The sequence below is a fragment of the Mesorhizobium sp. M1D.F.Ca.ET.231.01.1.1 genome (assembly GCF_003999155.2).
Classification (GTDB): Bacteria; Pseudomonadota; Alphaproteobacteria; order Rhizobiales; family Rhizobiaceae; genus Mesorhizobium.
Window position 1 is genome coordinate 1,000,764 of the sequence record NZ_RZOZ02000001.1, and the last position, 21,030, is coordinate 1,021,793.

The 21,030-nt window shown below is 65.0% G+C and carries 18 protein-coding genes; 13 read left to right on the top strand and 5 right to left on the bottom strand.

What is annotated here, in order from left to right; translation table 11 throughout:
• The first annotated feature begins 146 nt into the window (after positions 1–146).
• Positions 147–1,787 (top strand): ABC transporter substrate-binding protein, encoded by a 1,641-nt coding sequence (locus tag EN874_RS05095; RefSeq protein WP_127424281.1) that lies wholly within the window; start codon positions 147–149, stop codon positions 1,785–1,787.
• Between the two features lie 75 nt (positions 1,788–1,862).
• On the opposite strand, the gene EN874_RS05100 is transcribed toward EN874_RS05095, so the two are convergent.
• Entirely contained in the window at positions 1,863–2,942 is a 1,080-nt protein-coding gene (locus EN874_RS05100) for a LacI family DNA-binding transcriptional regulator (RefSeq protein ID WP_127424282.1), read from the bottom strand.
• Positions 2,943–3,135: 193 nt separating this feature from the next.
• Between EN874_RS05100 and EN874_RS05105 the strand changes: the two genes are divergently transcribed.
• The 4 genes from EN874_RS05105 to EN874_RS05120 all read left to right on the top strand — a co-directional run bounded on the left by EN874_RS05105 (position 3,136) and on the right by EN874_RS05120 (position 8,673).
• On the top strand, positions 3,136–3,972 hold the full coding sequence (locus tag EN874_RS05105; protein WP_127424283.1) for an ABC transporter substrate-binding protein: 837 nt from the start codon (positions 3,136–3,138) through the stop codon (positions 3,970–3,972).
• 168 nt (positions 3,973–4,140) lie between these two features.
• Complete coding sequence (locus EN874_RS34795) at positions 4,141–5,664, top strand: amino acid ABC transporter permease/ATP-binding protein (RefSeq protein ID WP_127424284.1); 1,524 nt, start codon at positions 4,141–4,143, stop codon at positions 5,662–5,664.
• Between the two features lie 72 nt (positions 5,665–5,736).
• Positions 5,737–6,861: an FAD-binding oxidoreductase gene (locus tag EN874_RS05115; protein WP_127424285.1), complete on the top strand. Its 1,125-nt coding sequence runs from the start codon at positions 5,737–5,739 to the stop codon at positions 6,859–6,861.
• Positions 6,862–6,966: 105 nt separating this feature from the next.
• On the top strand, positions 6,967–8,673 hold the full coding sequence (locus EN874_RS05120; RefSeq protein ID WP_127424286.1) for a tetratricopeptide repeat protein: 1,707 nt from the start codon (positions 6,967–6,969) through the stop codon (positions 8,671–8,673).
• A gap of 6 nt (positions 8,674–8,679) precedes the next feature.
• On the opposite strand, the gene EN874_RS05125 is transcribed toward EN874_RS05120, so the two are convergent.
• Positions 8,680–9,462 (bottom strand): hypothetical protein, encoded by a 783-nt coding sequence (locus EN874_RS05125; protein WP_127424529.1) that lies wholly within the window; start codon positions 9,460–9,462, stop codon positions 8,680–8,682.
• Between the two features lie 149 nt (positions 9,463–9,611).
• Here EN874_RS05125 and EN874_RS05130 point away from each other — a divergent pair, with 149 nt between their 5' ends.
• The 7 genes from EN874_RS05130 to EN874_RS05160 are packed head-to-tail and all read left to right on the top strand — an operon-like array spanning position 9,612 to position 16,128.
• Positions 9,612–10,244 carry a DUF4129 domain-containing protein gene (locus EN874_RS05130; RefSeq protein ID WP_127424287.1) on the top strand — a complete coding sequence of 211 codons (633 nt, stop codon included), beginning with the start codon at positions 9,612–9,614 and terminating at the stop codon, positions 10,242–10,244.
• Entirely contained in the window at positions 10,241–11,455 is a 1,215-nt protein-coding gene (locus EN874_RS05135; protein WP_127424288.1) for a DUF4350 domain-containing protein, read from the top strand. Before EN874_RS05130 ends, EN874_RS05135 begins: the two co-directional genes overlap by 4 nt.
• A complete protein-coding gene (locus EN874_RS05140) occupies positions 11,442–12,398 on the top strand; it encodes a MoxR family ATPase (protein WP_127424289.1) in 957 nt (318 codons plus the stop codon). Before EN874_RS05135 ends, EN874_RS05140 begins: the two co-directional genes overlap by 14 nt.
• The gene (locus EN874_RS05145; RefSeq protein WP_127424290.1) at positions 12,395–13,699 is read left to right on the top strand and encodes a DUF58 domain-containing protein; all 1,305 of its coding nucleotides are present in this window, start codon (positions 12,395–12,397) and stop codon (positions 13,697–13,699) included. The genes EN874_RS05140 and EN874_RS05145 overlap by 4 nt, the downstream gene beginning before the upstream one ends.
• Complete coding sequence (locus EN874_RS05150; RefSeq protein ID WP_127424291.1) at positions 13,696–14,715, top strand: stage II sporulation protein M; 1,020 nt, start codon at positions 13,696–13,698, stop codon at positions 14,713–14,715. Before EN874_RS05145 ends, EN874_RS05150 begins: the two co-directional genes overlap by 4 nt.
• Positions 14,702–15,565, top strand: coding sequence for an RDD family protein (locus EN874_RS05155; RefSeq protein WP_127424292.1), 864 nt, complete (start codon positions 14,702–14,704; stop codon positions 15,563–15,565). The genes EN874_RS05150 and EN874_RS05155 overlap by 14 nt, the downstream gene beginning before the upstream one ends.
• A gap of 26 nt (positions 15,566–15,591) precedes the next feature.
• Positions 15,592–16,128 (top strand): hypothetical protein, encoded by a 537-nt coding sequence (locus tag EN874_RS05160; protein WP_127424293.1) that lies wholly within the window; start codon positions 15,592–15,594, stop codon positions 16,126–16,128.
• A 45-nt stretch (positions 16,129–16,173) separates the two neighbouring features.
• Here EN874_RS05160 and EN874_RS05165 read toward each other — a convergent pair whose 3' ends face one another.
• Complete coding sequence (locus EN874_RS05165) at positions 16,174–16,860, bottom strand: D-lyxose/D-mannose family sugar isomerase (protein WP_127424294.1); 687 nt, start codon at positions 16,858–16,860, stop codon at positions 16,174–16,176.
• A 213-nt stretch (positions 16,861–17,073) separates the two neighbouring features.
• On the opposite strand from EN874_RS05165, the gene EN874_RS05170 reads away from it, so the two are divergent.
• Complete coding sequence (locus tag EN874_RS05170) at positions 17,074–18,132, top strand: D-TA family PLP-dependent enzyme (protein ID WP_127424295.1); 1,059 nt, start codon at positions 17,074–17,076, stop codon at positions 18,130–18,132.
• A 3-nt stretch (positions 18,133–18,135) separates the two neighbouring features.
• On the opposite strand, the gene EN874_RS05175 is transcribed toward EN874_RS05170, so the two are convergent.
• Both EN874_RS05175 and EN874_RS05180 read right to left on the bottom strand, forming a co-directional pair.
• A complete protein-coding gene (locus EN874_RS05175) occupies positions 18,136–18,894 on the bottom strand; it encodes a heme ABC transporter permease (RefSeq protein ID WP_127424296.1) in 759 nt (252 codons plus the stop codon).
• A gap of 243 nt (positions 18,895–19,137) precedes the next feature.
• Positions 19,138–20,907, bottom strand: a complete 1,770-nt coding sequence (locus tag EN874_RS05180; RefSeq protein WP_127424297.1) for a glucan ABC transporter ATP-binding protein/ permease — start codon at positions 20,905–20,907, stop codon at positions 19,138–19,140.
• Positions 20,908–21,030: the final 123 nt, after the last annotated feature.

A 21,030-nucleotide genomic window follows, 5' to 3' on the forward strand; every position in this document is an offset into this window, starting at 1 on the left:
TCATCCCCTCGCAGGCAACGGCGCCCCGGAGGCCGCCCCGCCCCCGCGTCCGACGGCAGCCGGGGCGCCCGTTGGATTTTTGTGCGCGTCGCTGCCGTCAAGAACCGCCGTGCGGGCGACACGCACCAATGACAGAGGGAACGACGATGAAATTCATGCTGACCGACAGAAAACTGCACCCGCAAGCCAAGCCGACCGCCGACGATTTCAGGAAAGGCGCGATCAGCCGGCGCGAATATCTGGCGCTCATGGCGGGCCTCGGCGTCAGTGCCGCCGGCGCGCTGGCGCTGGGAGGGCTCGTACCCTCGCCTGCCCGCGCCGAAGAGCCGAAAAGGGGCGGCGTGCTCCGCGTCGCCATGAACGTCAAGGGTTTCAAGGACCCGCGCACCTTCGACGGCGTCGAGATGTCGAATGTCGCGCGCCACTGCAACGAATATCTTGTGCGCTGGAAAACCGACTTCAGCTTCGAGCCCTGGCTGCTCGAGAGCTGGGAGACCAGCGACGACGCCAGGACGATCACGCTTCACGTGCGCAAGGGCATCATCTGGTCGAACGGCGACGCCTTCAACGCCGACGACGTGATCCACAACCTCAACCGCTGGTGCGACGCCACGGTCGCCGGCAATTCGGTCGCGGCCCGCATGGGCGCGCTGGTCAATGCCGACACCAAGAAGCCGGTCGACGGCGGCATCCAGAAGGTCGACGACTACACCGTCAAGCTCAACCTGCCGAAGCCCGACATCTCGCTGGTCGCCGGCATGGCCGATTATCCGGCGCTGATCATGCACCGCTCCTATGAGGGCGACGGCGATCCGAAGAAGGCCCTGGCCATCACCACCGGCCCCTGCGAGTTGGTGAGCTGGGATGCCGAGACGGGCGCAGAGGTGAAGCGCAAGGACAAGCCGTGGTGGAAGGGCGAATTCCATCTAGACGGCATCAAGTGGGTCGACTACGGCTCCGACCCGAACGCCATGCTGTCGGCCTTCGAGTCCGGCGAGATCGACACCGACCACGAGACCGCGTCGGACGCCGTGTCGCAGACCGAGCAGATGGGACTCGAAAACTCCGAGATCGCCACCGGTTCGACCATCGTCGCGCGCTTCAATGTCGGCAACGCCCCCTATGACGACGTCAAGGTCCGCCGCGCCGCCCAGCTTGCCGTCGACAATGCGGCGGTGCTGAAGCTCGGACTCGACGGCAGGGGCAAGCCCGCCGACAACCACCATGTCGGCCCGATGCACCCCGAATACGCCGATATCGGCCCGGCCAAGCGCGATGTCGAGGCTGCCAAGAAGCTGCTCTCCGAAGCCGGCAAGGCCGACCACGAATATGAGTTGATCTCGGTCGACATCGAATGGCAGAAGAGCACCGCCGACGCCATCGCCGCCCAGATCCGCGAGGCCGGCCTCAAGGTCAAGCGCACCGTGCTGCCGGCCGCGACCTTCTGGAACGACTGGAGCAAGTTCCCCTATTCCTGCACCGAATGGCTCGGCCGCCCGCTCGGCGTCCAGGTGCTGGCACTCGCCTACAAATCGGGCGCAGCCTGGAACGAAAGCGCCTATTCGAACAAGGAGTTCGACGAGCTTCTCGACACGGCGCTGGCAACGCCCGACGCCGCCCAGCGCAAGGAGATCATGGCCAAGATCGAGCAGAATTTGCGCGACTCCGGCGTCATCATCCAGCCCTACTGGCGCTCGGTCTACCGAACGTACCGCAAGGGCGTGCATGGCTGCGAGCAGCACCAGGCGCTCGAGCAGCATTTCGAGAAGGTCTGGCTGGAGTCCTGATCCTCCCGGGGCCGAGCCGGCCGGCGTGGCTCAGCGGAGCCGCGCCGGCCTTTCCGCATGTTGCGTTCGATCTGGTCAGGATTGCGCCTGCCCTATCGCCTTCGGCGTCTCGCCGACCGACATCCGCTCGATGATCGTCGTCGGCAGCACGATCCTTTCAGGCGGCCGGTCATCGCCTTTCAGGCGGCGTATCAGCAGCTCCGCCACGGATTTTCCGAGCGCATAGACCGGCTGGTCGATGACGGTGATGGGCGGCGTCGTCACGCTCGTCCAGTCGGCGTCGTGGAAGGTGATCAGCGATATGTCGCGCGGAATGCCGAGGCCGCATTCGCGGATCGCCTTGAACAGATCGAGCGCCACGACACTGTCGGAGGCCAGGATCGCAGTCGGCCTGCCGGCGCTCCGAAGCAGTTGCAGGAGCGCGGCGTGCGCGCTCTCCGAGCGGCCGCTGCCGAAATGGATGTTGCGCTCCGCCCCATCGATGCCGGCTTCGCGGCAGGCATCGAGGAAGCCCAGGATGCGCTCGCGCACGGTGGAGGTGTTGATCCTCGACCGAGCGCCGCGAAAATCTCCGGACAGCACAGCGGCGGTGACATAGGCGATCCTGCGGTGCCCGGCTTGCGTCAGCATGCGCGTGGCGCGCAGCGCGGCATTGCGGTCATCGACCGTCACGGTGTCGACATCGAGCCCGGGCAGTGCCCGGTCGAGCAAGGCCAACGGGCAGGCGATGTCCTTGAGATGGGCGATGTCTCCGGACTGGGCAGGCGTCACGATCAGGCCGTCGACCTGCTTTGCCATCAAAACGCGTATCACGCTCTTCTCCGCTTCGAGCTCCTCGCCTGAATTGGCCAGGATGACGTTGATGCCCGAAAGACGCGCCGCATCGCTTATGCCGCGCACCGCCAGCGAGAAGAACGGGTTCTCGATATCGCCGACGATGACGCCGATGCTGCCTGAACGGCCGGTCGTCATGCTGCGCGCCAGCTCGTTCGGCCGGTAGTCGAGCGCCTTCGCGGCTTCGAGCACGGCGGCATGCACCGTCGTGCTCACGCGGCCATAGCCGCCCAGCACGCGCGCGGCGGTCGCCTTCGAGACCTTCGCCTCGCGAGCGACGTCGCTGACGGTGACAGATGGAGTCTTGGGTGGGCGCTTCATTGTGGAAAAGTCGCTTTCAAATTCGTTTGACGGATCGTCGTTGCTGTGTCTACAAATGTCAAGAGACCGGTCTCATTCGCGTTTGAGACCGGTCTCATAAGAAAAAGAACGCCCGGGGGCGTCGAATTGCAGGCCGTATCGAAATTGTTCGCTGCGTCCCCGCGCGGACCGATCTTCAGAGTGGAGAACAACCATGAGCATCAGAGGTCTTTTCACATCGAGCCGGCGGCAGCGCATCGGCTCCTTCGTCTTCGCAGTAGCACTTGCCGCCTTGTCGCTGCCCAAAGCCTGGGCGGCGGACAATCCGTACAATCTCATCGATCCTAAGACGATCAGCGTCGGCACGATGGGCGACGCCAAGCCCTATGCCTTCACCACGGCCGACGGCAAGTTCACCGGCTTCGATCTCGAATTCTTCCTGAACGTGGTGGGCCGGATGGGCTTCAAGCCGGACCAGGTGACCTTCACCGGCCAGGAATTCTCGGCGCTGATGCCCTCGGTCGCCAACCAGCGCTTCGACGTCGCGGTCGCGGCGATAGGAACGACCGAGAAGCGCAAGCAGACGGTTGATTTCTCCGACGGCTATCTCGCCGGATACCTGTCGGTGCTGACGTCCGACCCCAAGATCACCGGCGCCGAGGGCCTAGCCGGCAAGCGCCTCGGCGTCGTGCAGGGCACGCTGCAGGAAATCTACGCCACCAAGAACTTCAAGAACACCGACCTGGTGAAATTCCCGGACAACAACTCGGCCATCGCCGCGCTCAACAACGGCACCATCGACGGCCACTTCCTCGACTACGAGGCGGCCAAGCAATATGGCGAGCGCTATCCGGCCCTGAAGATCGCGATCAACATCCCGTCCTTCGACGCACCGGCGGGCTTTGTCGTGCGCAAGGGCAACGACGCCTTCCGCGAGGCGCTCGACAAGGGCATCCATGAAGCCATGCAGGACGGCACCTGGCGCGACCTCTACCAGAAATGGTTCCCCGGCTCGCCGATGCCGGAGCAATATCTCCCCAAGAAGAACTGAGCCGCGCTGGGCCGCCGGCGCAAAATGCCGGCGGCCCCTTCTCGCAGGCCGTGAGAGATTGCGCGTCCGGCGACTGCGCCGCCGCACCTCTAAATCAAAGAAATAAGCATGATGTCGTCCGACAACCGCGTCACACTTTTCGGCATCATGCTCCAGGCAGGTTGACGGATGGACTGGTTAGAAAACCTTCAGCGCAGCTTCTTCGACTGGGACGCGATGGCATCGGTGCTGCCGGCGCTGCTTGCCGTCGGGTTGAAGAACACCCTGATCCTCGCCGCGGCTTCGACGGTGCTTGGCATCCTTATCGGCATGGTCCTTGCCGTGATGGGCATCTCGCGCTCCGCCTGGCTGCGGCTCCCGGCACGCGTCTACACCGACATCTTTCGCGGGTTGCCGGCGATCCTGACCATTCTCCTGATCGGACAAGGCTTCGCCCGCATCGGTCGCGAAATTTTCGGGCCCTCGCCCTACCCGCTCGGGATCGTGGCGCTCAGCCTGATCGCCGGCGCCTATATCGGCGAGATCTTTCGCTCCGGCATCCAGAGCGTCGAAAGCGGCCAGATGGAAGCCTGCCGCGCGCTCAGCATGAGCTACGGCCAGGGCATGCGGCTGATCGTGATCCCGCAGGGCGTGCGCCGCGTGCTTCCCGCCCTGGTCAACCAGTTCATCGGCAACGTCAAGGATTCCAGCCTTGTCTACTTTCTCGGCCTGCTCGCCTCCGAGCGCGAGATATTCCGCATCGGCCAAGACCAGGCGGTCGTGACCGGCAACCTGTCGCCGCTGCTCCTGGCCGGCATGTTCTACCTCATCATCACCGTGCCACTGACCCATGTCGTCAACCACATCGACAACCGCCTGCGGCTCGGCAAGCAGAAACCTGGCGGCGTCGTCAGCGGTCTAGTCGAGGTCGGCGAGTTGAAAGATACGGCGGGCAAGGCCTCAAGCGAGGCGGCGCGACCCGCCATCAAGGCCGGCAGCCTCGAGGTGCGCGATCTCGACATGGCCTATGGCGAGTTGCAGGTGCTGAGAAAGATCCGGCTCAAGGTCGAGCCGGGAACGGTCACCTGCGTCATCGGTCCGTCGGGCTCCGGGAAATCGACGCTGCTGCGCTGCCTCAACCGGCTGGTCGAGCCCAAGGCCGGCGACGTGTTGCTCGACGGCGAAAGCATCCTGGCGATCAAACCGGAGACGCTGCGCCGGCGCGTCGGCATGGTCTTCCAGCATTTCAACCTGTTCCCCAATCACACCGCGATCGAGAACGTCATGCTGGCGCTGACCAGGATCAAGGGCATGGCAAGCAGCAAGGCTCGGCGCCTTGCCGAGGCGCGCCTCTCTGAGGTGGGCCTGGCAGCGCGCGCGGACTACCGGCCGAGCCGCCTTTCGGGCGGCCAGCAGCAGCGCGTGGCGATCGCCCGCGCGCTGGCGATGGACCCCGAGGTCATCCTGTTCGACGAAGTGACGAGCGCGCTCGACCCCGAACTCGTCAAGGGCGTGCTGAACCTGATGGCCGATCTCGGCCGCCGTGGCATGACCATGATCGTCGTCACCCACGAGATGGGCTTTGCCCGTAAGGTGGCCGATCAGGTCGCCTTCATGGACGAGGGCCGCATCGTCGAGGTCGGACCGCCGGCGGAAATCTTCGACAGGCCGAAAAGCCCACGGCTCAAGCAATTCCTCGCCGAGGTGCTGTGAACGATTTTTACCGCGCCGGCCGAGCTCGGCGCATCTCCCAAAACTAAAGTCTGATCATCGAAAGCTGTATCCATGACCGATAAATCCGCCCTCAAGGTCGCCGTCATCGGCGGCGGCATCTTCGGCGTCTCCACTGCCGTCCATCTCGCCCGGCTTGGCGCGGCAACGACCATCGTCACGGACGGCCCGGTCGCCAATGGCGCATCGTCGCGTTCGCTCGCCTGGCTCAACTCGGCGCGGAAGCGCTCGGCGGCCTATCACAAGCTGCGCGTGGCAGGCCTTGAGCGCTACCACGAATTCGCGGCGAAGCACGATTGCGGCGCCTGGCTTCGCCTCGAAGGCGGGCTGACCTGGGACGCCGACGATGCCGCTAACCAGATCGAGGAGATCTTCCGCCACGAACAGTCGATCGGCTACCAGACGCGCCTGCTTGCGCCGGGCGATGTCGCCGCGGTCACGACGGGTGTCGACGCAAGGGTCGTTTCGCCTCAAGGCGCGATCTTCAATGCCGGCGAAGGCTGGGTGGACCTGCCTTCGCTCATCGGCCTGCTGCTCGGCGAATTCCGCGACCGCGGTGGCCGCATTCTCACCGACGCCGGCTCCGCCGACGTCACGCTCGCCAATGGCCGCGTCAGTGGCGTGAAGACGGCCTCCCGCCAGACAGTCGATTGCGATGCTGTTGTCGTCGCGACGGGCCCGGCCGTCCCCGGCATGGCGGCCAAGGTCGGCAGGCGGATCGGCGACGGCACGACGCGCGCGCTGCTCGTCTTCAGCAAACCGGTCCGGCATCCGCTGCGTGCGGTGCTCAACACGCCGCGCGTCGCCATCCGGCCGACACCAAACGGCGCCTTTGCCCTCGACTCGGCCTGGTCCGAGGACGAAGTCATCCTGCGCGACGACGGCACCTATGAAGCCAAGCCGTCCACGGTTGCCGGGCTGCTCGAGGAAGCCTCGAAGGTGCTGGAGGGCAACCCGACGCTCGCGCTGGAAAGCCTTCACATGGGGCCGAAGCCAATTCCCGCGGACGGCGAGCCGGTGATCGGCCAGTTGACCGGCATTCCCGGCTATCACGTCGTCTTCAGCCACAGCGGCGCCACGCTTGGCCTTATCGCGGGCGAATTGCTGGCCGGCGAGATCGTCAGCGGCACGCCCAGTCCGTTGCTCGAGCCGTTTCGTCCCTCGCGGTTCGACAGATGAGATGGGATTGCACCCGCCGAACGCCGTTTGCCAAGTTCATGCTTTTCGGCACAGGTTGCGCCAGAGGGGCCTCACGCCGGCTCGGAATGCGAGAAGCAATCAGGCATGGACCATTTCGACCTCGGCACCTATCGCCGTCCCATCTCAACAGCCTCGGCGGAAACGCAGCGCTGGTTCGATATCGGGCTGAACTGGTGCTACGGCTTCAACCACGAGGAAGGCATAAAGTGCTTCGAGAAGGCGCTGGAGACCGATCCCGGCTGCGCCTTCGTGCATTGGGGCATCGCCTATGCCGCCGGGCCTTTCTACAATCTGACCTGGAAGGAGCACGGCAAGGATGAGGCCAACCGCGCGACAAGGCGCTGCTTCGACCATGTGCAGCTCGCGCGTTCAAAGGCGGCCGGCGCCAGCGCTGTCGAGCGGCGGCTGATCGAGGCGCTGGCCGCACGTTTCCAGCAGCCGCACGGCGTGAGCGCAGCGGAATTCGAAAAATGGGACGATGCCTATGCCGCCGCGATGCGTCAGGTCTATCGTGACTTCCCCGACGACCATGACGTGATGGCGCTGACCGTCGAAGCGCTGATGATGCGCACGGTCAGGCGGCTATGGAACCTCAAGACCGGCGAGCCGGCGCCGAACTCGGATGCGCTCGAGGCGCTGGAGATCTGCGAGCGCTCAATCCGTCTGTCGGACGAGGCAGGCGCGGCGCCGCATCCGGCGGCACTGCATCTGCACATCCATCTGCTTGAGATGTCGACGCAGCCGGAGCGCGGAATGCGCTCGGCCGAGCGGCTTGGCACAATGTGCCCGGACGCCGGCCACATGAACCATATGCCTGGACACATCCATGTGCTCTGCGGTGAATATGAGAAAGCAAAGCTTGCCAGCGAGAAGGCGGTGCGCGCCAACGACCTTTACCTCGCCTATGCCGGCGAGACGACCTACTACCTGCTCGGCTGCTGCCACGACCTGCATCTGATGATGTTCACCTGCATGTTCCTCGGCCAGCACCGGCCGGCGCTGTGGGCGGCCGACAAGGTGCGCAGCCTGGTGACGCGCGACGTCGTCAGCATCGCCGACCGGCCGAATCTGACACAGACGGTCGAAGGCTATCATGCGATGAAATCGCATGTTCAGGTGCGCTTCGGCCGCTGGCGCGAGATCATCGACGAGCCGATGAACGGCGATCCGGAACTCTATGTTCTGACCACGGCCATGCAGCATTACGCCAAGGGCGTGGCGCATGCGACGCTGCGCGAATTTGCGAACGCTAAGCGTGAGCGCGATCTATTTAGCCGGCAAATCGAAGACATCCCACCGGAGCGGCGTTTCCTCAGCAACCCGACGCGGGCCTCGCTCGCCGTCGGCGCCGCGCTGCTCGATGGCGAGCTTGCTTACCATCAAGGACGACATGACGAGGCCTACGATCATCTGCGCCGCGCGGTCGAGCTCGACGACAATCTATCCTACACCGAGCCCTGGGCCTGGATGCATCCGCCGCGCCACGCGCTGGCAGCACTTCTGCTCGACCAGGGCCACGCGGCGGAGGCCGAACAGGTCTATCGCGACGATCTTGGCTTGAGCGGCGCCGTGCAGCGCTGCGCCCAGCATCCCGACAATGTCTGGGCGCTGCACGGGCTGGTCGAATGCCTGATAAGGCGCGGCGAGACCGGGGAATTGCCGGGGTTGCAGGCGAAGCTTGAGATGACGATTGCCAAGGCGGATGTGGCGATAACGTCGTCATGCTTGTGCCGGACGAGCGTGCAGGCAGACCATTGCTGCTGTCGACGCCATGGCGGTCCTCTCCGGTGACGTCTTTTAAGAGAAAATTTTCGCCAGTTCGTCGACGCTGGTGCCTTCCTTGACCTGGCGCAATTCGACATAGCTGACTGCGGTCGCGATCGACAGCACCATGGACACTACGGTCTGCACCAACGCTGAGCCGATCTCGGCGATGATCCCGCCGAAAAGCACGAGCACCACCAGCATCCCCCACTGGATGACCATCGCTATGATGATCAGGATAAGGAACAGGCCGAACAGCGACCAGCGATTGCCCTTGGTGAGGACGCGGCTGCGCGACATCGAGCCGAACACGCCGAGCCGCTCCTGTATCAGAACCGGAACCGCCATCGACCAGCCCAGCCACAGGATGATGCCGGGCACGATCAGCAACACCAGGCCGATACCCGCGCCGATACCAACCAGCAGGCCAATTGCGAGCGTCGGCAGCAAAAAGCGAATTGCAATCTGTACGCAATCGCTGAAGGACGGTCGCTTGCCGTTCAGATCCTCGATGGTGGCGCGAACGAGCGCCGCCTGAAGCAGGAGCGAGAAAACGAAGGCAACCAATCCTGCGATCACGCTGATGTAGGAGTTGCTCAGCACCGCGTTGGGATCTGCCATCGAGCTCGGATCGCTCTGCAGCATGGCATCGATTTGCGGCTGCTGCCACATCCTGATGAGCAATGTCGGCAGGCCGGAAAACAGCAGTGCGAGGCCAACGCAAAGCCCGATGTTGCGTGTAATCACACCGAAAGTAGTGTTGAATACCCTGCCGATCTCGAATCGGCCAGGTTGTCCCAGTGTCGCAGTGGTCATGATATTTTCCCCCTTGGTCACCGCGCATCCAATCAGTGACTCCAAAGTAAATTTGCCAAGATTGACGGGCTGCGTCCAGTGCACTTGCAATTGTCTTTCCATATTGCCAGTGTCGACGCCGAACCGCAGGCTGCAGGGGGAACGCGCGGGTGACTGTCGCACAGCCGGGCACGGCCGACGCCGAATGGCTGGGCAGGATGCACAAGCAGCTGCTGACGGACGATTCGATCCAGTTCGACCTGCCAGGCCTGGTGCGGCCGGAACCGCCGGAATGGCTGAAGCCCTTTCTGGAAGCCCTGGCGAAGCTCGGCCCTTACATGATCTATCTGTTCTGGGGGGCGGTGATCATCGGCGTCGCGATCATCGTGTTCCTGCTCGTCCTCGAGGCGAAGGGGGCCGCCTGGCGGCTGCCATGGCGGCGCGCCCGCAAGGAGGACGAGACGAAGGAAGAATGGCGCCCGGATGCCGGTGCGGCGCAGATCCTGCTCTCCGAGGCCGACGCGCTCGCCGCGCGCGGCGACTATGACGAGGCGGTGCATCTTCTCTTGCGCCGCAGCGTCGCCGACATCGCCACCCGCCTGCCCGATTTCCTGCGCCCGTCGCTCACCGCGCGCGACATCGCGGCCGCGAGCTCCATCCCTACCCGCCCCCGCGCGGCGTTCAGCGAGATCGCGCGCATCGTCGAGGCTGCCTTGTTTGCCCGCCGCCCAGTCGGCGCCGAGGGTTGGGGGCAGGCGCGCGGCGCCTATGAGCGCTTCGCCTTCCGGGATGCCTGGGCATGAGCGCGGAGGCGAGCGAGACAGCCGAGGCACCGTTCAGCGGCAGGACGCTGTTCTGGGGCATCTTCGCCAGCCTGCTGGCGGCAGCCGGATTTTTTCTCCTCTCCACCTACGCCCCGGATTTCCGCCAGCCTCAAGGTGGCGGCACGCCGTTCTCCAAAGGCGGCACCGGTTATGCCGGGCTTGTCGAATGGCTGAAGCTCACCAACGGACAGGCGCCGCCCATGGCGCGCGGCGAAAAGGATCTGGAATCGTCCCTGGCGTCCACCTTCCTGCTCATCGTCACCATCGCTCCGGAAAGCGACCCGGCGGCGCTGCAGCGCATCATCAAGCTGCGCTCCGGCAAGGACACGCTGTTCGTGCTGCCCAAATGGGTGACCTTTCCGCAACCAGAGCATGAGGGCTGGGAGACGAAGGTCGAACGGCTGCCGAATACCGTCGTCAACGACTGGCTCGGCCGCATCGCCAAGGCGAAGCTCGGCGAAGGCAAGCCGACGGTCGATCAGATCGATGTCGATGGCCGCAAGATCGCCGTGCCCGGCGAGTTGCAGTGGGTGGCCGACGAGCATCCGCTGATCGCTGCCGGCGACGGCAGGGCCGTTCTCACCGAGCTCGACAACGAGCCCTTCTACATCCTGACCGATCCCGATCTCATCAACAACGCGGCGCTGAAGGACGAGCAGAAGGCGGCCGCGGCGCTCGACATGATCGCCATGCTCGAGCCCACCAGGGGCGCGGTGATGTTCGACCTGACGCTGCACGGCATCGGCCACAACTATGACCTCGCCAAGCTGTTGGTCGAGCCGCCCTTCCTGGCGCTGACGCTGTCGGTGCTGACGGCGGCAGCACTTGCCTTTCTGCACGGGCTCGGCCGGTTCGGCCCGCCGCGCGCCGAAGGGCGCGCCATCGCCTTCGGCAAGCGGGCGCTGGTCGACACCACGGCGATGCTGCTCAGGCGCGCCGGGCGGCTCGGAGGCCTTGGCGACCGCTACGCGGCGCTGATGCGCCAGCGCGCCGCCGCGTTGCTTGGCGCGCCGCACGGGCTGCAGGGCGAAGCGCTCGACCGCTGGCTGGATAGCCGCGATAAAAGCGAAGCGCACGGCTTCACCGCGCGGTTCAAGGCGGCGAACGATTCCAATAGTTTGGCCGGAATGCATGAAGCAGCGGAAAAGCTGCATGACTGGACGGCAAGGAGGCTTGGTGAACGTCGATGAAGTGAAGGCCCTGGCGAGCGCGATCAGGGAAGAAGTGGCGAAAGCGATCACCGGTCAGCGCGACACGGTCGATCTGATGCTGACGGCGCTGTTCGCCGGCGGGCATATATTGCTCGAAGGCCCGCCGGGCACGGCCAAGACCATGACCGCGCGCTGCTTCGCCCAGGCGCTGGGTGTCGCCTATGGACGCATCCAGTTCACGCCCGACCTGATGCCAGGCGACATCGTCGGCTCCAACATCTACAATTTCCAGACCGGGCAGTTCACGCTGACGCGCGGCCCGATCTTCTGCGACGTCCTGCTCGCCGACGAGATCAACCGCACGCCGCCGAAGACGCAGGCAGCACTTCTGGAAGCCATGCAGGAACACGCCGTGACCTTCGACGGCACGACGCACTCGCTCGGCCGCAACTTCATGGTGGTGGCGACGCAGAACCCGATCGAGCACCAGGGCGTCTATCCGCTGCCCGAGGCGCAGCTCGACCGTTTCCTGTTCAAGCACCGGGTGAGCTATCCGGATGCGCAGGAGGAACGCGCCATCATCATCCACCACGGCGGCGGCTCGGCCTCGCACGACATCAAGCAATACGGCATCGAGGCGCAGACCGACCGCAAGACGCTCGAGGCGGCGCTGGCTACCGTCGGCGACGTCACACTGGTCGACGACGTCGTCGGCTATATCGCGGCGCTGGTGCGCGGCACGCGCGAAAGTCCGGACCTGGAGGTCGGCGCCAGCCCACGCGCGGGCGCCATGCTGGCCAGGGCCGCGCGCGCCAGGGCGGCGCTCGACGGCCGCAACTATGTCATCCCCGACGACGTCAAGGCTTTAGCGGTGCCGGCGCTGCGCCACCGCGTCATCCTCTCGCCGGCGGCGCAGATCGACGGACGCCTGGTCGAGCAGATCGTTTCCGACCTCGTCGACCAGACGGAAGCGCCGCGTTGATCTATCCGAGCGGCAGAGCGGTGTGGGCAGCGGCGGCTGGGGCGATCCCCGCCTTCCTGATCGCGCTGGCGCTGCCGCATGTCTGGTATCTCGGCCTGTTGTGGATCTGCGTGCTTCTTGCCTTCCTGGCGGTCGACGCCGCGGCCGGGCGTGGACGTGCCTCGCTCGACGCCGCGCTGACCGCGCCGCCGCAGGTCGGCGTCGGCGGGCGCTTCACGCTCCACATCGCGGCCGGTCTCGGCGCGAGGCCGCGCCGGCTGCAGGCGCGCGTCGGGCACGACCAGCGACTGACGCCGGTCACCGGCACCGGCGGCGCCCTGCCCGCGAACGGCGGCACGCTCGATCTCGAATTCGACGCCGTTCGGCGCGGCATCGCCAGCTTCGATCGGCTGTGGCTGCGCTGGCAGGGACCGTTCGGGCTGGTCTGGAACCAGGCCGTGCTGCCGGTGGACCGCAAGATAACGGTGCTGCCCGATGTCAACCGCGCGCGCGACGAGGCGATCACGCTGCTGCAGCGCTCGGCGCTTGCCGACGGCCATGCGCAGAAGCGCGCCGGCCAGGGTCGCGAGTTCGAGGCGCTGAAGGACTACCAGCCCGGCATGGGCCGGCGCATGATCGACTGGAAGCGCAGCGCCCGCCACGGCAAGCTGCTGGCGCGCGAGTTCCGGATCGAGGAGAACAACAACATCGTTTTGGCCATCGACTGCGGCCGCCTGATGTGCGAGCCCGTCGACGGCGTGCCGAAGGTCGACCGCGCGGTGACGGCGGCGCTTCTCTCGGCCTTCATCGCGCTCAAGGGCGGCGACCTCGTCAGCCTGTTCTCCTTCGACGCCAGGCCGCGCGTCTCGAGCGGCGCGGTGCGCGGCTCGCCGAGCTTCTCGATGATCCAGAAGCGCGCGGCCGAGATCGACTATTCGACCGAGGAGACCAATTTCACCCTGGCGCTGGCCACGCTTGCGGCAAAGCTCGACCGGCGATCGCTGGTCATCGTCTTCACCGATTTCGTCGACCCGATCAGCGCCGAGCTGATGCTGCGCACCGTCGGCCGGCTGACCGAGCGGCATCTGGTGCTGTTCATGCTGATGAAGGATGTCGAGCTGGAGACCTTGGCCGACATGGCGCCGGCGATGCCGGAGGATGTCGCCCGCGCGGTGACCGCCGGCGACCTGTTGAAACAGCGGCAAGTGGTGATCGGGCGCCTCAGGCTGCTCGGCGCGCATGTCATCGAGGCCGACCACCAGCGGCTCGGCCCGGCGCTGGTCGAGCGCTATATCCAGCTCAAGGAGGAAAACCTCTTATGACGCTGCCCGCCGGCACCGATGCGGTGCGCCAGTCGCTGGCGAGCTTCCGCCAGGAGCGCGAGGCCGACTGGAAGGCTTTCGAGGCGTTGCTGGCGCGCGTCGAGAAGCGGGCGCCGCGCGCGCTGTCGGAAGACGAGCTGTTGTCGCTCCCGCTCCTCTACCGCTCGGCGCTGTCCTCGCTTTCGGTGGCGCGCGCGACCTCGCTCGACAGCGCGCTGATCGCCTATCTCGAGGCGCTATGCCTGCGCGGCTATTTTTACCTCTACGGCGCACGGCGATCGTTGAGAACACGCGTCGGCGACTTCTTCCTGCGCGATTGGCCGGCGGCGATCCGCGACCTGTGGCGCGAAGTCTGGACGTCGATCGCCCTTACGGCGATCGGCGCCATCGCCGGCTATTGGCTGGTCGCCTCCGACAAACGCTGGTACGACGCCATCATCGCGCCGAGCCTCGCGGGCGGACGCAACCCGGATTCGTCGGCCGAGATGCTGCGCAGCGTGCTCTACGGCGATGGCGGCGGCCATTTTCTCTCAGGCTTCGCCGCCTACCTCTTCACGCACAACACACAGGTGTCGATCCTGGCTTTCGCGCTCGGCTTCGCCTTCGCGGCGCCGAGCGTTCTGATCATCCTGATGAATGGCTGCATGCTGGGCGCGCTGTTCCAGGTCTACGCGGCCAAGGGGCTCGGTTTCCAGCTCGGCGGCTGGCTGTCGATCCACGGCACCACGGAGCTGTTCGCGATCGCGATCGCGGGCGCGGCCGGCATGCGCATCGGCACCAGCATCGCCTTTCCCGGCGAGTTGACGCGCATGGCCGCGGCCGCTCGAGCCGGGCGCGTGGCGGCGACCGCCATGGTCGGTGTGGCGGTGATGCTGTTGTTTGCCGGCCTGCTCGAAGGCATCGGCCGGCAGACGATCACCAGCGACGTCGCCCGCTATTCGATCGGCGGCGGCATGCTGGCGCTGTGGATCTGCTATTTCTACCTGTTCCGGATGGTGAGGCATGGCAACGGCTAGGAACCCTGCCGCGCTCGTGCGTCCGCTGGTCACGCCGGAGGGCGTGGACCTGCGCGTGAAGTTGGCGGATGCCGGCACGCGGGCTTCCGGATTCCTGCTCGACGTGGTGATCATCATCACCGCCGCGGTCGTGGTCAGCCTTGTCGCGATCTTCGGCCTGGGCGGGCTCGGCGTTCAGGACGCGGAACCGCTCTTCATCGTCTGGATCATCTTCATCTTCCTGCTGCGCAACGTCTATTTCATCGCCTTCGAGGCAGGCCGACGAGCGGCGACGCCCGGCAAGCGCATGGTCGGCGTACGGGTTGCCTCGCGCAGCGGCGCCGGCCTCACCCTCGACCAGGTGATCGCGCGCAACCTGATGCGCGAGATCGAGGTTTTCCTGCCGCTGTCGATCCTTGCCGCGCGCGGCAGCGCCGGCATCGCCGACACGCTGTCGACGATCTTCGGCCTGGTGTGGGCGCTGCTGTTCGCGCTGTTTCCGCTCTTCAACCGCGACCGGTTGCGGATCGGCGACCTGCTCGCCGGCACCTGGGTGGTCGAGGCGCCGAAAGTGGCGCTGGTCGAGGATCTTTCGCTGCGCAAGGATCCCATCGCGGCCCACTTCCAGTTCAGCGCCGCGCAGCTCGACGCCTATGGCATCGCCGAATTGCATAAACTCGAAGAGGTGCTGCGCCGCGACGACTATTTCGCGATGAAAGCGGTGGCGGAGACGATCGGCCGCAAGATCGGCGCGAAGACGGAGCCCGCCGATTCAAAGGCCTTCCTCACCGCCTATTACGGCGAGCTCAGAGCGCATCTGGAGCGCAAACTGCTGCTCGGGAATCGGAAGGCGGATAAGTATGCGAGGTAGCGCTGCTGAGAACGAACGAGTGAGCAATGTACTGGTGGATTAGAGAAAACGCACGCGAATATTGTATACTTGCCGACGATGGCAATGTAGCTGGCCCCCAACAATTTCTGGAAATGGAGAAAGGGGCCGCTCAGGTGGATCGTGATACCCTACAGTTCCGGTTCGATGACGAGCGGCCGTTGCCAATACCCGACTTCGTTCCGAGCAGCCATCCCGGCGTTATATTCGCCAAACCAGAAGTGTTTTCTTTGTTCGACCATCTGCTGGTGGAGAACCATCACAAATCCTACGTCGCAAGGACCGACAGCGGACCTTTGCAAATTTATGCACCCATGGAAGAGGTCAGTGGATTTGATTTTTCGAGATCCACATTCGACACTTTCGATGACGGAGACATCTGGCATATCTATGAACTCAGGCTCGTCGACGGTTTTTCGACAAACTCACATCTCTTTCGTCTGAACGACAATTGGGGCACGAGGTTTCACATCGTCGTTTCGGACGCGTTCAAGGATGTGTACGAGAAGCACGGACTGACAGGCCTTCGTTTCCACCCGACCTAGGGCCGGTGCCCGGAATCGGTCTAGCGGCTAAAGCTGTCGAATGGCCTACCCCACCCACTTCTCGTAATCCGACACCAGCAAATGCACCGGCGCGACATCCTCCTCGATGTTGGAGAAGCGGCCGATCGGCTCGCGAAAAACGTTGTCGGTGAGGTCATCGTTGACGGTCGAGACCTCGCCGATCAAGACATCTTTGCCCTCGGCCCAGAAGGCGTGCCAGACGCCGGGCAGCAGCGTGACGCTCTGACCCGGGTCGAGCTTCAACAGCCCGCCCGCCGGCAATCGGTGGATGGTGCCGTCGACCGGCACCGACACTTCGGCCTTCGGGTCAATGCCGCCGTCGCGGTCGTGCATGAACAGTTCCAGCACCAGCTTGCCGCCGCCGCGGTTGATGATGTCCTCGGCCTTGATGTTGTGGCGGTGCATCGGCGACAGTTGGTCCTTGCGCGAGATCATGATTTTTTCGGCATAGAGCATGCCCATGCCGAGCTTCATGTCCTCGTAGCGGCCGTTGCGGACGGTGAACAGGAAGAGGCCGAGCTCGTCGAATTTCTCCTGGCCGTAATCGGTGATGTCCCAGCCGAGGCGCGAGGTGAATATGGCCGAGGAGTCCGCCTTGTGAGCCTTCATCTCCTCCGGGCTCCAATAGGCGAAGGGCGGCATGATGTAGCCGAAGGAACGGATGAAGGCGTCGGCGTCGCGGATGATGTCGTTTATGGTGGATCGTTTCATGAGTCTTTTCCTTCCGGCCGCTGCCTGCTGAAATCGTCCCATTCGCATAGCCCAATGCCGTTCCGCTGTCGACGCAAACTGACGGCTCTGGCCCCGTGACAACCGGCAGTATCAGGCCCATAACGCCTCGCGGAATCTTTTTGAATTTGCGCATGTCTTTGTCCCGAAACCGGTTTCCACTTTCGGGAGACATGCCTTTGAGCGGTGATCTTCATGCCAAGCATAGACGACCTCGACACCCCGGCGATCCTGATCGACGCGGCCCGCGCCGAAGCCAACATCAAACGCGCGCAGGCGCATGCCGACAGCCACGGGCTGAAGCTGCGCCCGCATATCAAGACGCACAAGCTGCCCTATTGGGCAAAGAAGCAGGTCGCCGCCGGCGCGGTCGGCATCACTTGCCAGAAGATCGGCGAGGCCGAGGTGATGGCCGATGCCGGGCTTGAGGACATTTTCCTGCCCTACAACATCCTTGGCCGCGCCAAGCTGGAACGGCTGAAGGCGCTGCACGGCAGCGTCACGCTGTCGGTGACGGCCGATAGCCACGAGACTTTGGAAGGGCTTGCCGCGACCTTCACCGATGCCGGCCATCCGCTGCCGGTGCTGGTCGAGTGCGACACCGGCATGGGCCGCTGCGGCGTGCAGAGCCCCGATGAAGCGCTGGCGCTGGCAAAGATGATCGACCGGTCAAAAGGCCTCAGCTTCGGTGGGCTGATGACCTACCCGGCCGCCGGCCGCGCTGCCGAGGCGGAGACCTGGCTGAGGGGCGCGCGCGACACGCTTGCCGAGGCCGGGCTCGAATGCCGGCGCATCTCCAGCGGCGGCACGCCGGACATGTGGCGCTCGGGCGAGGACAGCGTCGTCACCGAGTACAGGCCCGGCACCTACATCTATCTCGACCGCTACCAGGTCGCCAAAGGCGTCGGCACGCTCGACGACTGCGCGCTGACGGTGTTCGCCACCGTGGTCAGCCACCCGACGCCGACCCGCGCCATCCTCGACAGCGGCAGCAAGGCGCTATCCTCCGACACGCTGGGGCTGCCCGATTTCGGCGAGTTGCTCGGCGTGCCCGGCGCGCGTGTCACCGGCTTGAGCGAGGAACACGGCAACGTCACGCTTGCGGAAGGCGCCAGGCTTCGCATCGGCGAGCGTGTGCGCGTCGTGCCCGACCATTGCTGCGTGGTGACGAACCTGTTCGACCAGGTGCACCTGATCGACGGCGACAAGGTGCTGGAGACGCTGCCGGTGGCGGCGCGCGGGCGGATGGGGTGACGCCTACTGCCGCTCCGCCTGCCTCGCCGCAACCCGGCGCATGGCGCTCACCCGGCGGCGGAAGATCTCGGTGCGTATCGCCATCAGGTGCAGCGCGAAGAACAGCACGGTGAAGCCGAGCGCCATGACGGCGAGCGGCCAGAGCATCGAAGGATCGATGGTCGGGCCGCCGAGGCGGAAGACCGAGGCTGGCTGGTGCAGCGTGTTCCACCAGTCGACCGAGAATTTGATGATCGGGATGTTGATGAAGCCGACCAGCGTGATGATTGCCGCGGCCCAGGCGGCGCGGCTTGCGTCATCCAGCGCGCGCGTCAGTGCGATGATGCCGAGATACATCAAGAAGAGCACGAAGACCGAGGTCAGCCGCGCGTCCCACACCCACCAGGTGCCCCACATCGGCTTGCCCCAGATGGAGCCCGTGATCAGCGCAAGCGCCGTGAAGGTGGCGCCTATCGGGGCGGCCGACTTCAGCGCCACGTCGGCCAGCGGATGGCGCCAGACCAGCGTGCCCAGCGCCGAGACCGCCATGATCGTGTAGCACATCATGGCGAGCCAGGCGAAAGGCACGTGGATATACATGATGCGCACCGTGATGCCCTGCTGGAAATCCTCGGGCGCGGTGAAGCTCATGTAAAGGCCAACGCCGAGCAGGATCGCCGCGATCGCCGCCAGCCATGGAACGACCTTGTCGGCCAGTCCGACGAAGCGCGTCGGATTGGCGAGATCGGTAAAACCGCTCAGGCGTGAAGAGGTGTCGCTCATGCCGACCTAGATAGACCGGCAGCGCGTCCGGGGCAATTGGACGGTTGTCGCAGCCTTCCCTTCTCCCCTTGTGGGAGAAGGTGGATCGGCGCGCAGCGCCGAGACGGATGAGGGGTGCTGGAAGGAACGAGGCGTCGGTGATCCGACGCGATCCCGTCTGGAAAAGGGGCACCGCCAAGCTGGAGCACCCCTCATCCGGCCGCTTCGCGGCCACCTTCTCCCACAAGGGGAGAAGGGAAGAACTTACGCCGCTTCGTTCACCGGGCGGCTGAGGCGACGGACTTCCTCGTCGTTGAGCAGGCCGCCGGCGCGCAGCAGGGCTGCGAAGCGGCCGTTGCGCAGCGACAGCTCGGTGAAGCCGCCATACTCGACCACCTTGCCCTTGTCCATGAAGACCACCAGGTCGGCGTCGCGCACAGTGGTCAGGCGGTGGGCGATGATGAAGGTGGTGCGGTCGCGGCGCAGCTCGTCGATCGCTTCCTTGACGCGGTCCTCGGTCTCGACGTCGAGCGCGCTGGTCGCCTCGTCGAGGACGAGGATCGGCGCATCCTTGAGCACGGCGCGGGCGATGGCGATGCGCTGGCGCTCGCCGCCCGAAAGCTGGCCGCCGCGCTCACCGACGACGGTGTCGTAGCCGTCACTCTTCGACAGGATGAAGTCCTGCGCTGCGGCGGCGTCGGCGGCGGCGTGGACCTCGTCATTGCTGGCATCGGCGCGGCCGACGCGGATGTTGTCCTCGATCGAGCGGTTGAGCAGGCCGGCGTCCTGGAAGACGGTGGCGATCGAGTGACGCAGCGACTTGCGGGTCACCGTGCGGGTGTCGATGCCGTCGATCAGGATGCGGCCGCTGGACGGCGCGAAGACGCGCTGCAGCAAGTTGATGAGCGTCGTCTTGCCGGCGCCGGTCGGACCGACGATGGCGACCGTCTTGCCGGCCGGCACCTCGAACGACACGTCCTCGATGCCGTGGCCGGAGTTGGCGAACTCGAAGCTGACATCCTCGAAACGCACATGGCCGGTGACGTTGGTCAACTCGCGCAGGCCGTCCGACTCGGCGCTTTCGGCAGCCGAGTCCTCGAGGCGATAGAAGTCCTCGAGCTTGGCGCGGGCCTCGGAAATCTGGGTGGCGAAAGCCGACATCTGGTCGAGACGAGCGATCAGCATTCCGGCAAAGCCGGTGAAGGCGACGACGTCCCCGACGCGAAGCTGGCCGCGAGTGACGAGATAAGCGCCAATCGAGAGCACGATCATCATCGAGATGGTCGACGAGAGACGGTTCAGCGCATTGGCGACCGCCCACCAGTCGAGCACCGGGTTCTGCGCGTCGAGCAGGTTCTTGACGTAGCGCTTCAGTGTCGCGGTCTCATGGCCGATGCGGTTGTAGCTCTGCAGCACGGCGACGTTGCTGACGCTATCGGTCACATGGGCAAACACGGTGTGGTAGTGGCGTTCGACCGCGGTCTGCCCTGACTTGGTGCGGCGCATGACGATACGGCCGATGCCAACGTAAAGCACGCCGAGGCCAAGCAGCACGACGGACATGCGGATGTCCATGGCAAGCGCGGTCGGCACAAGCAGCACCAGCGCGATGGCCGTCGAGAGATGCACGCGCATGAATTCGAGCCACAGGCTGAACAGAGTCTCGACGGCGCGCAGCAGCGTATGCAGCGAATTGGAAGTGCCGCGCTGATGGTGCCAGGCAAGCGGCATGGTGATGACGCGCTCGAAGGACTGGCACAGCACTTCCGAGCGGCGGGCATGGGCAAAGCGATCGGCGCCCCGCGCCACCATGACGAAGGCGATGACGTTGAAGGCGCCGAGAGCGGCCCAGACGGCGAGCGTCGAAAACACCGCGCCTTTTTCGGAGATGGCACCGATCACCTGGCCCAACAGGATCGGCTCGAGGATTGCGATCGCTGCGAGCGCGATGTTGGCGCCGCAAATCAGGGCGACCCGCTTCTTGTCGGCCGCCAGATAACCCAGCGCTCTAAAGTAGATCTGCAGAAGTGACACTTCAGCTACTCCGCCAAACTCTTGTGTGTGCTCAATTCCGGAATTGTGCACCGCAGCATTTTTTGACACGTACCGGTTAACGCGTCGCAAAACAATGCCCGTCTATCGCTTCCGTTCCCATTT

Bases quoted from the DNA above. Each gene is read 5' to 3' on its own strand.
- EN874_RS05095 (WP_127424281.1), top strand. From the start codon at position 147: ATGAAATTCATGCTGACCGACAGAAAACTGCACCCGCAAGCCAAGCCG.
- EN874_RS05100 (WP_127424282.1), bottom strand. From the start codon at position 2,942: ATGAAGCGCCCACCCAAGACTCCATCTGTCACCGTCAGCGACGTCGCT.
- EN874_RS05105 (WP_127424283.1), top strand. From the start codon at position 3,136: ATGAGCATCAGAGGTCTTTTCACATCGAGCCGGCGGCAGCGCATCGGC.
- EN874_RS34795 (WP_127424284.1), top strand. From the start codon at position 4,141: ATGGACTGGTTAGAAAACCTTCAGCGCAGCTTCTTCGACTGGGACGCG.
- EN874_RS05115 (WP_127424285.1), top strand. From the start codon at position 5,737: ATGACCGATAAATCCGCCCTCAAGGTCGCCGTCATCGGCGGCGGCATC.
- EN874_RS05120 (WP_127424286.1), top strand. From the start codon at position 6,967: ATGGACCATTTCGACCTCGGCACCTATCGCCGTCCCATCTCAACAGCC.
- EN874_RS05125 (WP_127424529.1), bottom strand. From the start codon at position 9,462: ATGACCACTGCGACACTGGGACAACCTGGCCGATTCGAGATCGGCAGG.
- EN874_RS05135 (WP_127424288.1), top strand. From the start codon at position 10,241: ATGAGCGCGGAGGCGAGCGAGACAGCCGAGGCACCGTTCAGCGGCAGG.
- EN874_RS05150 (WP_127424291.1), top strand. From the start codon at position 13,696: ATGACGCTGCCCGCCGGCACCGATGCGGTGCGCCAGTCGCTGGCGAGC.
- EN874_RS05155 (WP_127424292.1), top strand. From the start codon at position 14,702: ATGGCAACGGCTAGGAACCCTGCCGCGCTCGTGCGTCCGCTGGTCACG.
- EN874_RS05160 (WP_127424293.1), top strand. From the start codon at position 15,592: ATGTACTGGTGGATTAGAGAAAACGCACGCGAATATTGTATACTTGCC.
- EN874_RS05165 (WP_127424294.1), bottom strand. From the start codon at position 16,860: ATGAAACGATCCACCATAAACGACATCATCCGCGACGCCGACGCCTTC.
- EN874_RS05170 (WP_127424295.1), top strand. From the start codon at position 17,074: ATGCCAAGCATAGACGACCTCGACACCCCGGCGATCCTGATCGACGCG.
- EN874_RS05175 (WP_127424296.1), bottom strand. From the start codon at position 18,894: ATGAGCGACACCTCTTCACGCCTGAGCGGTTTTACCGATCTCGCCAAT.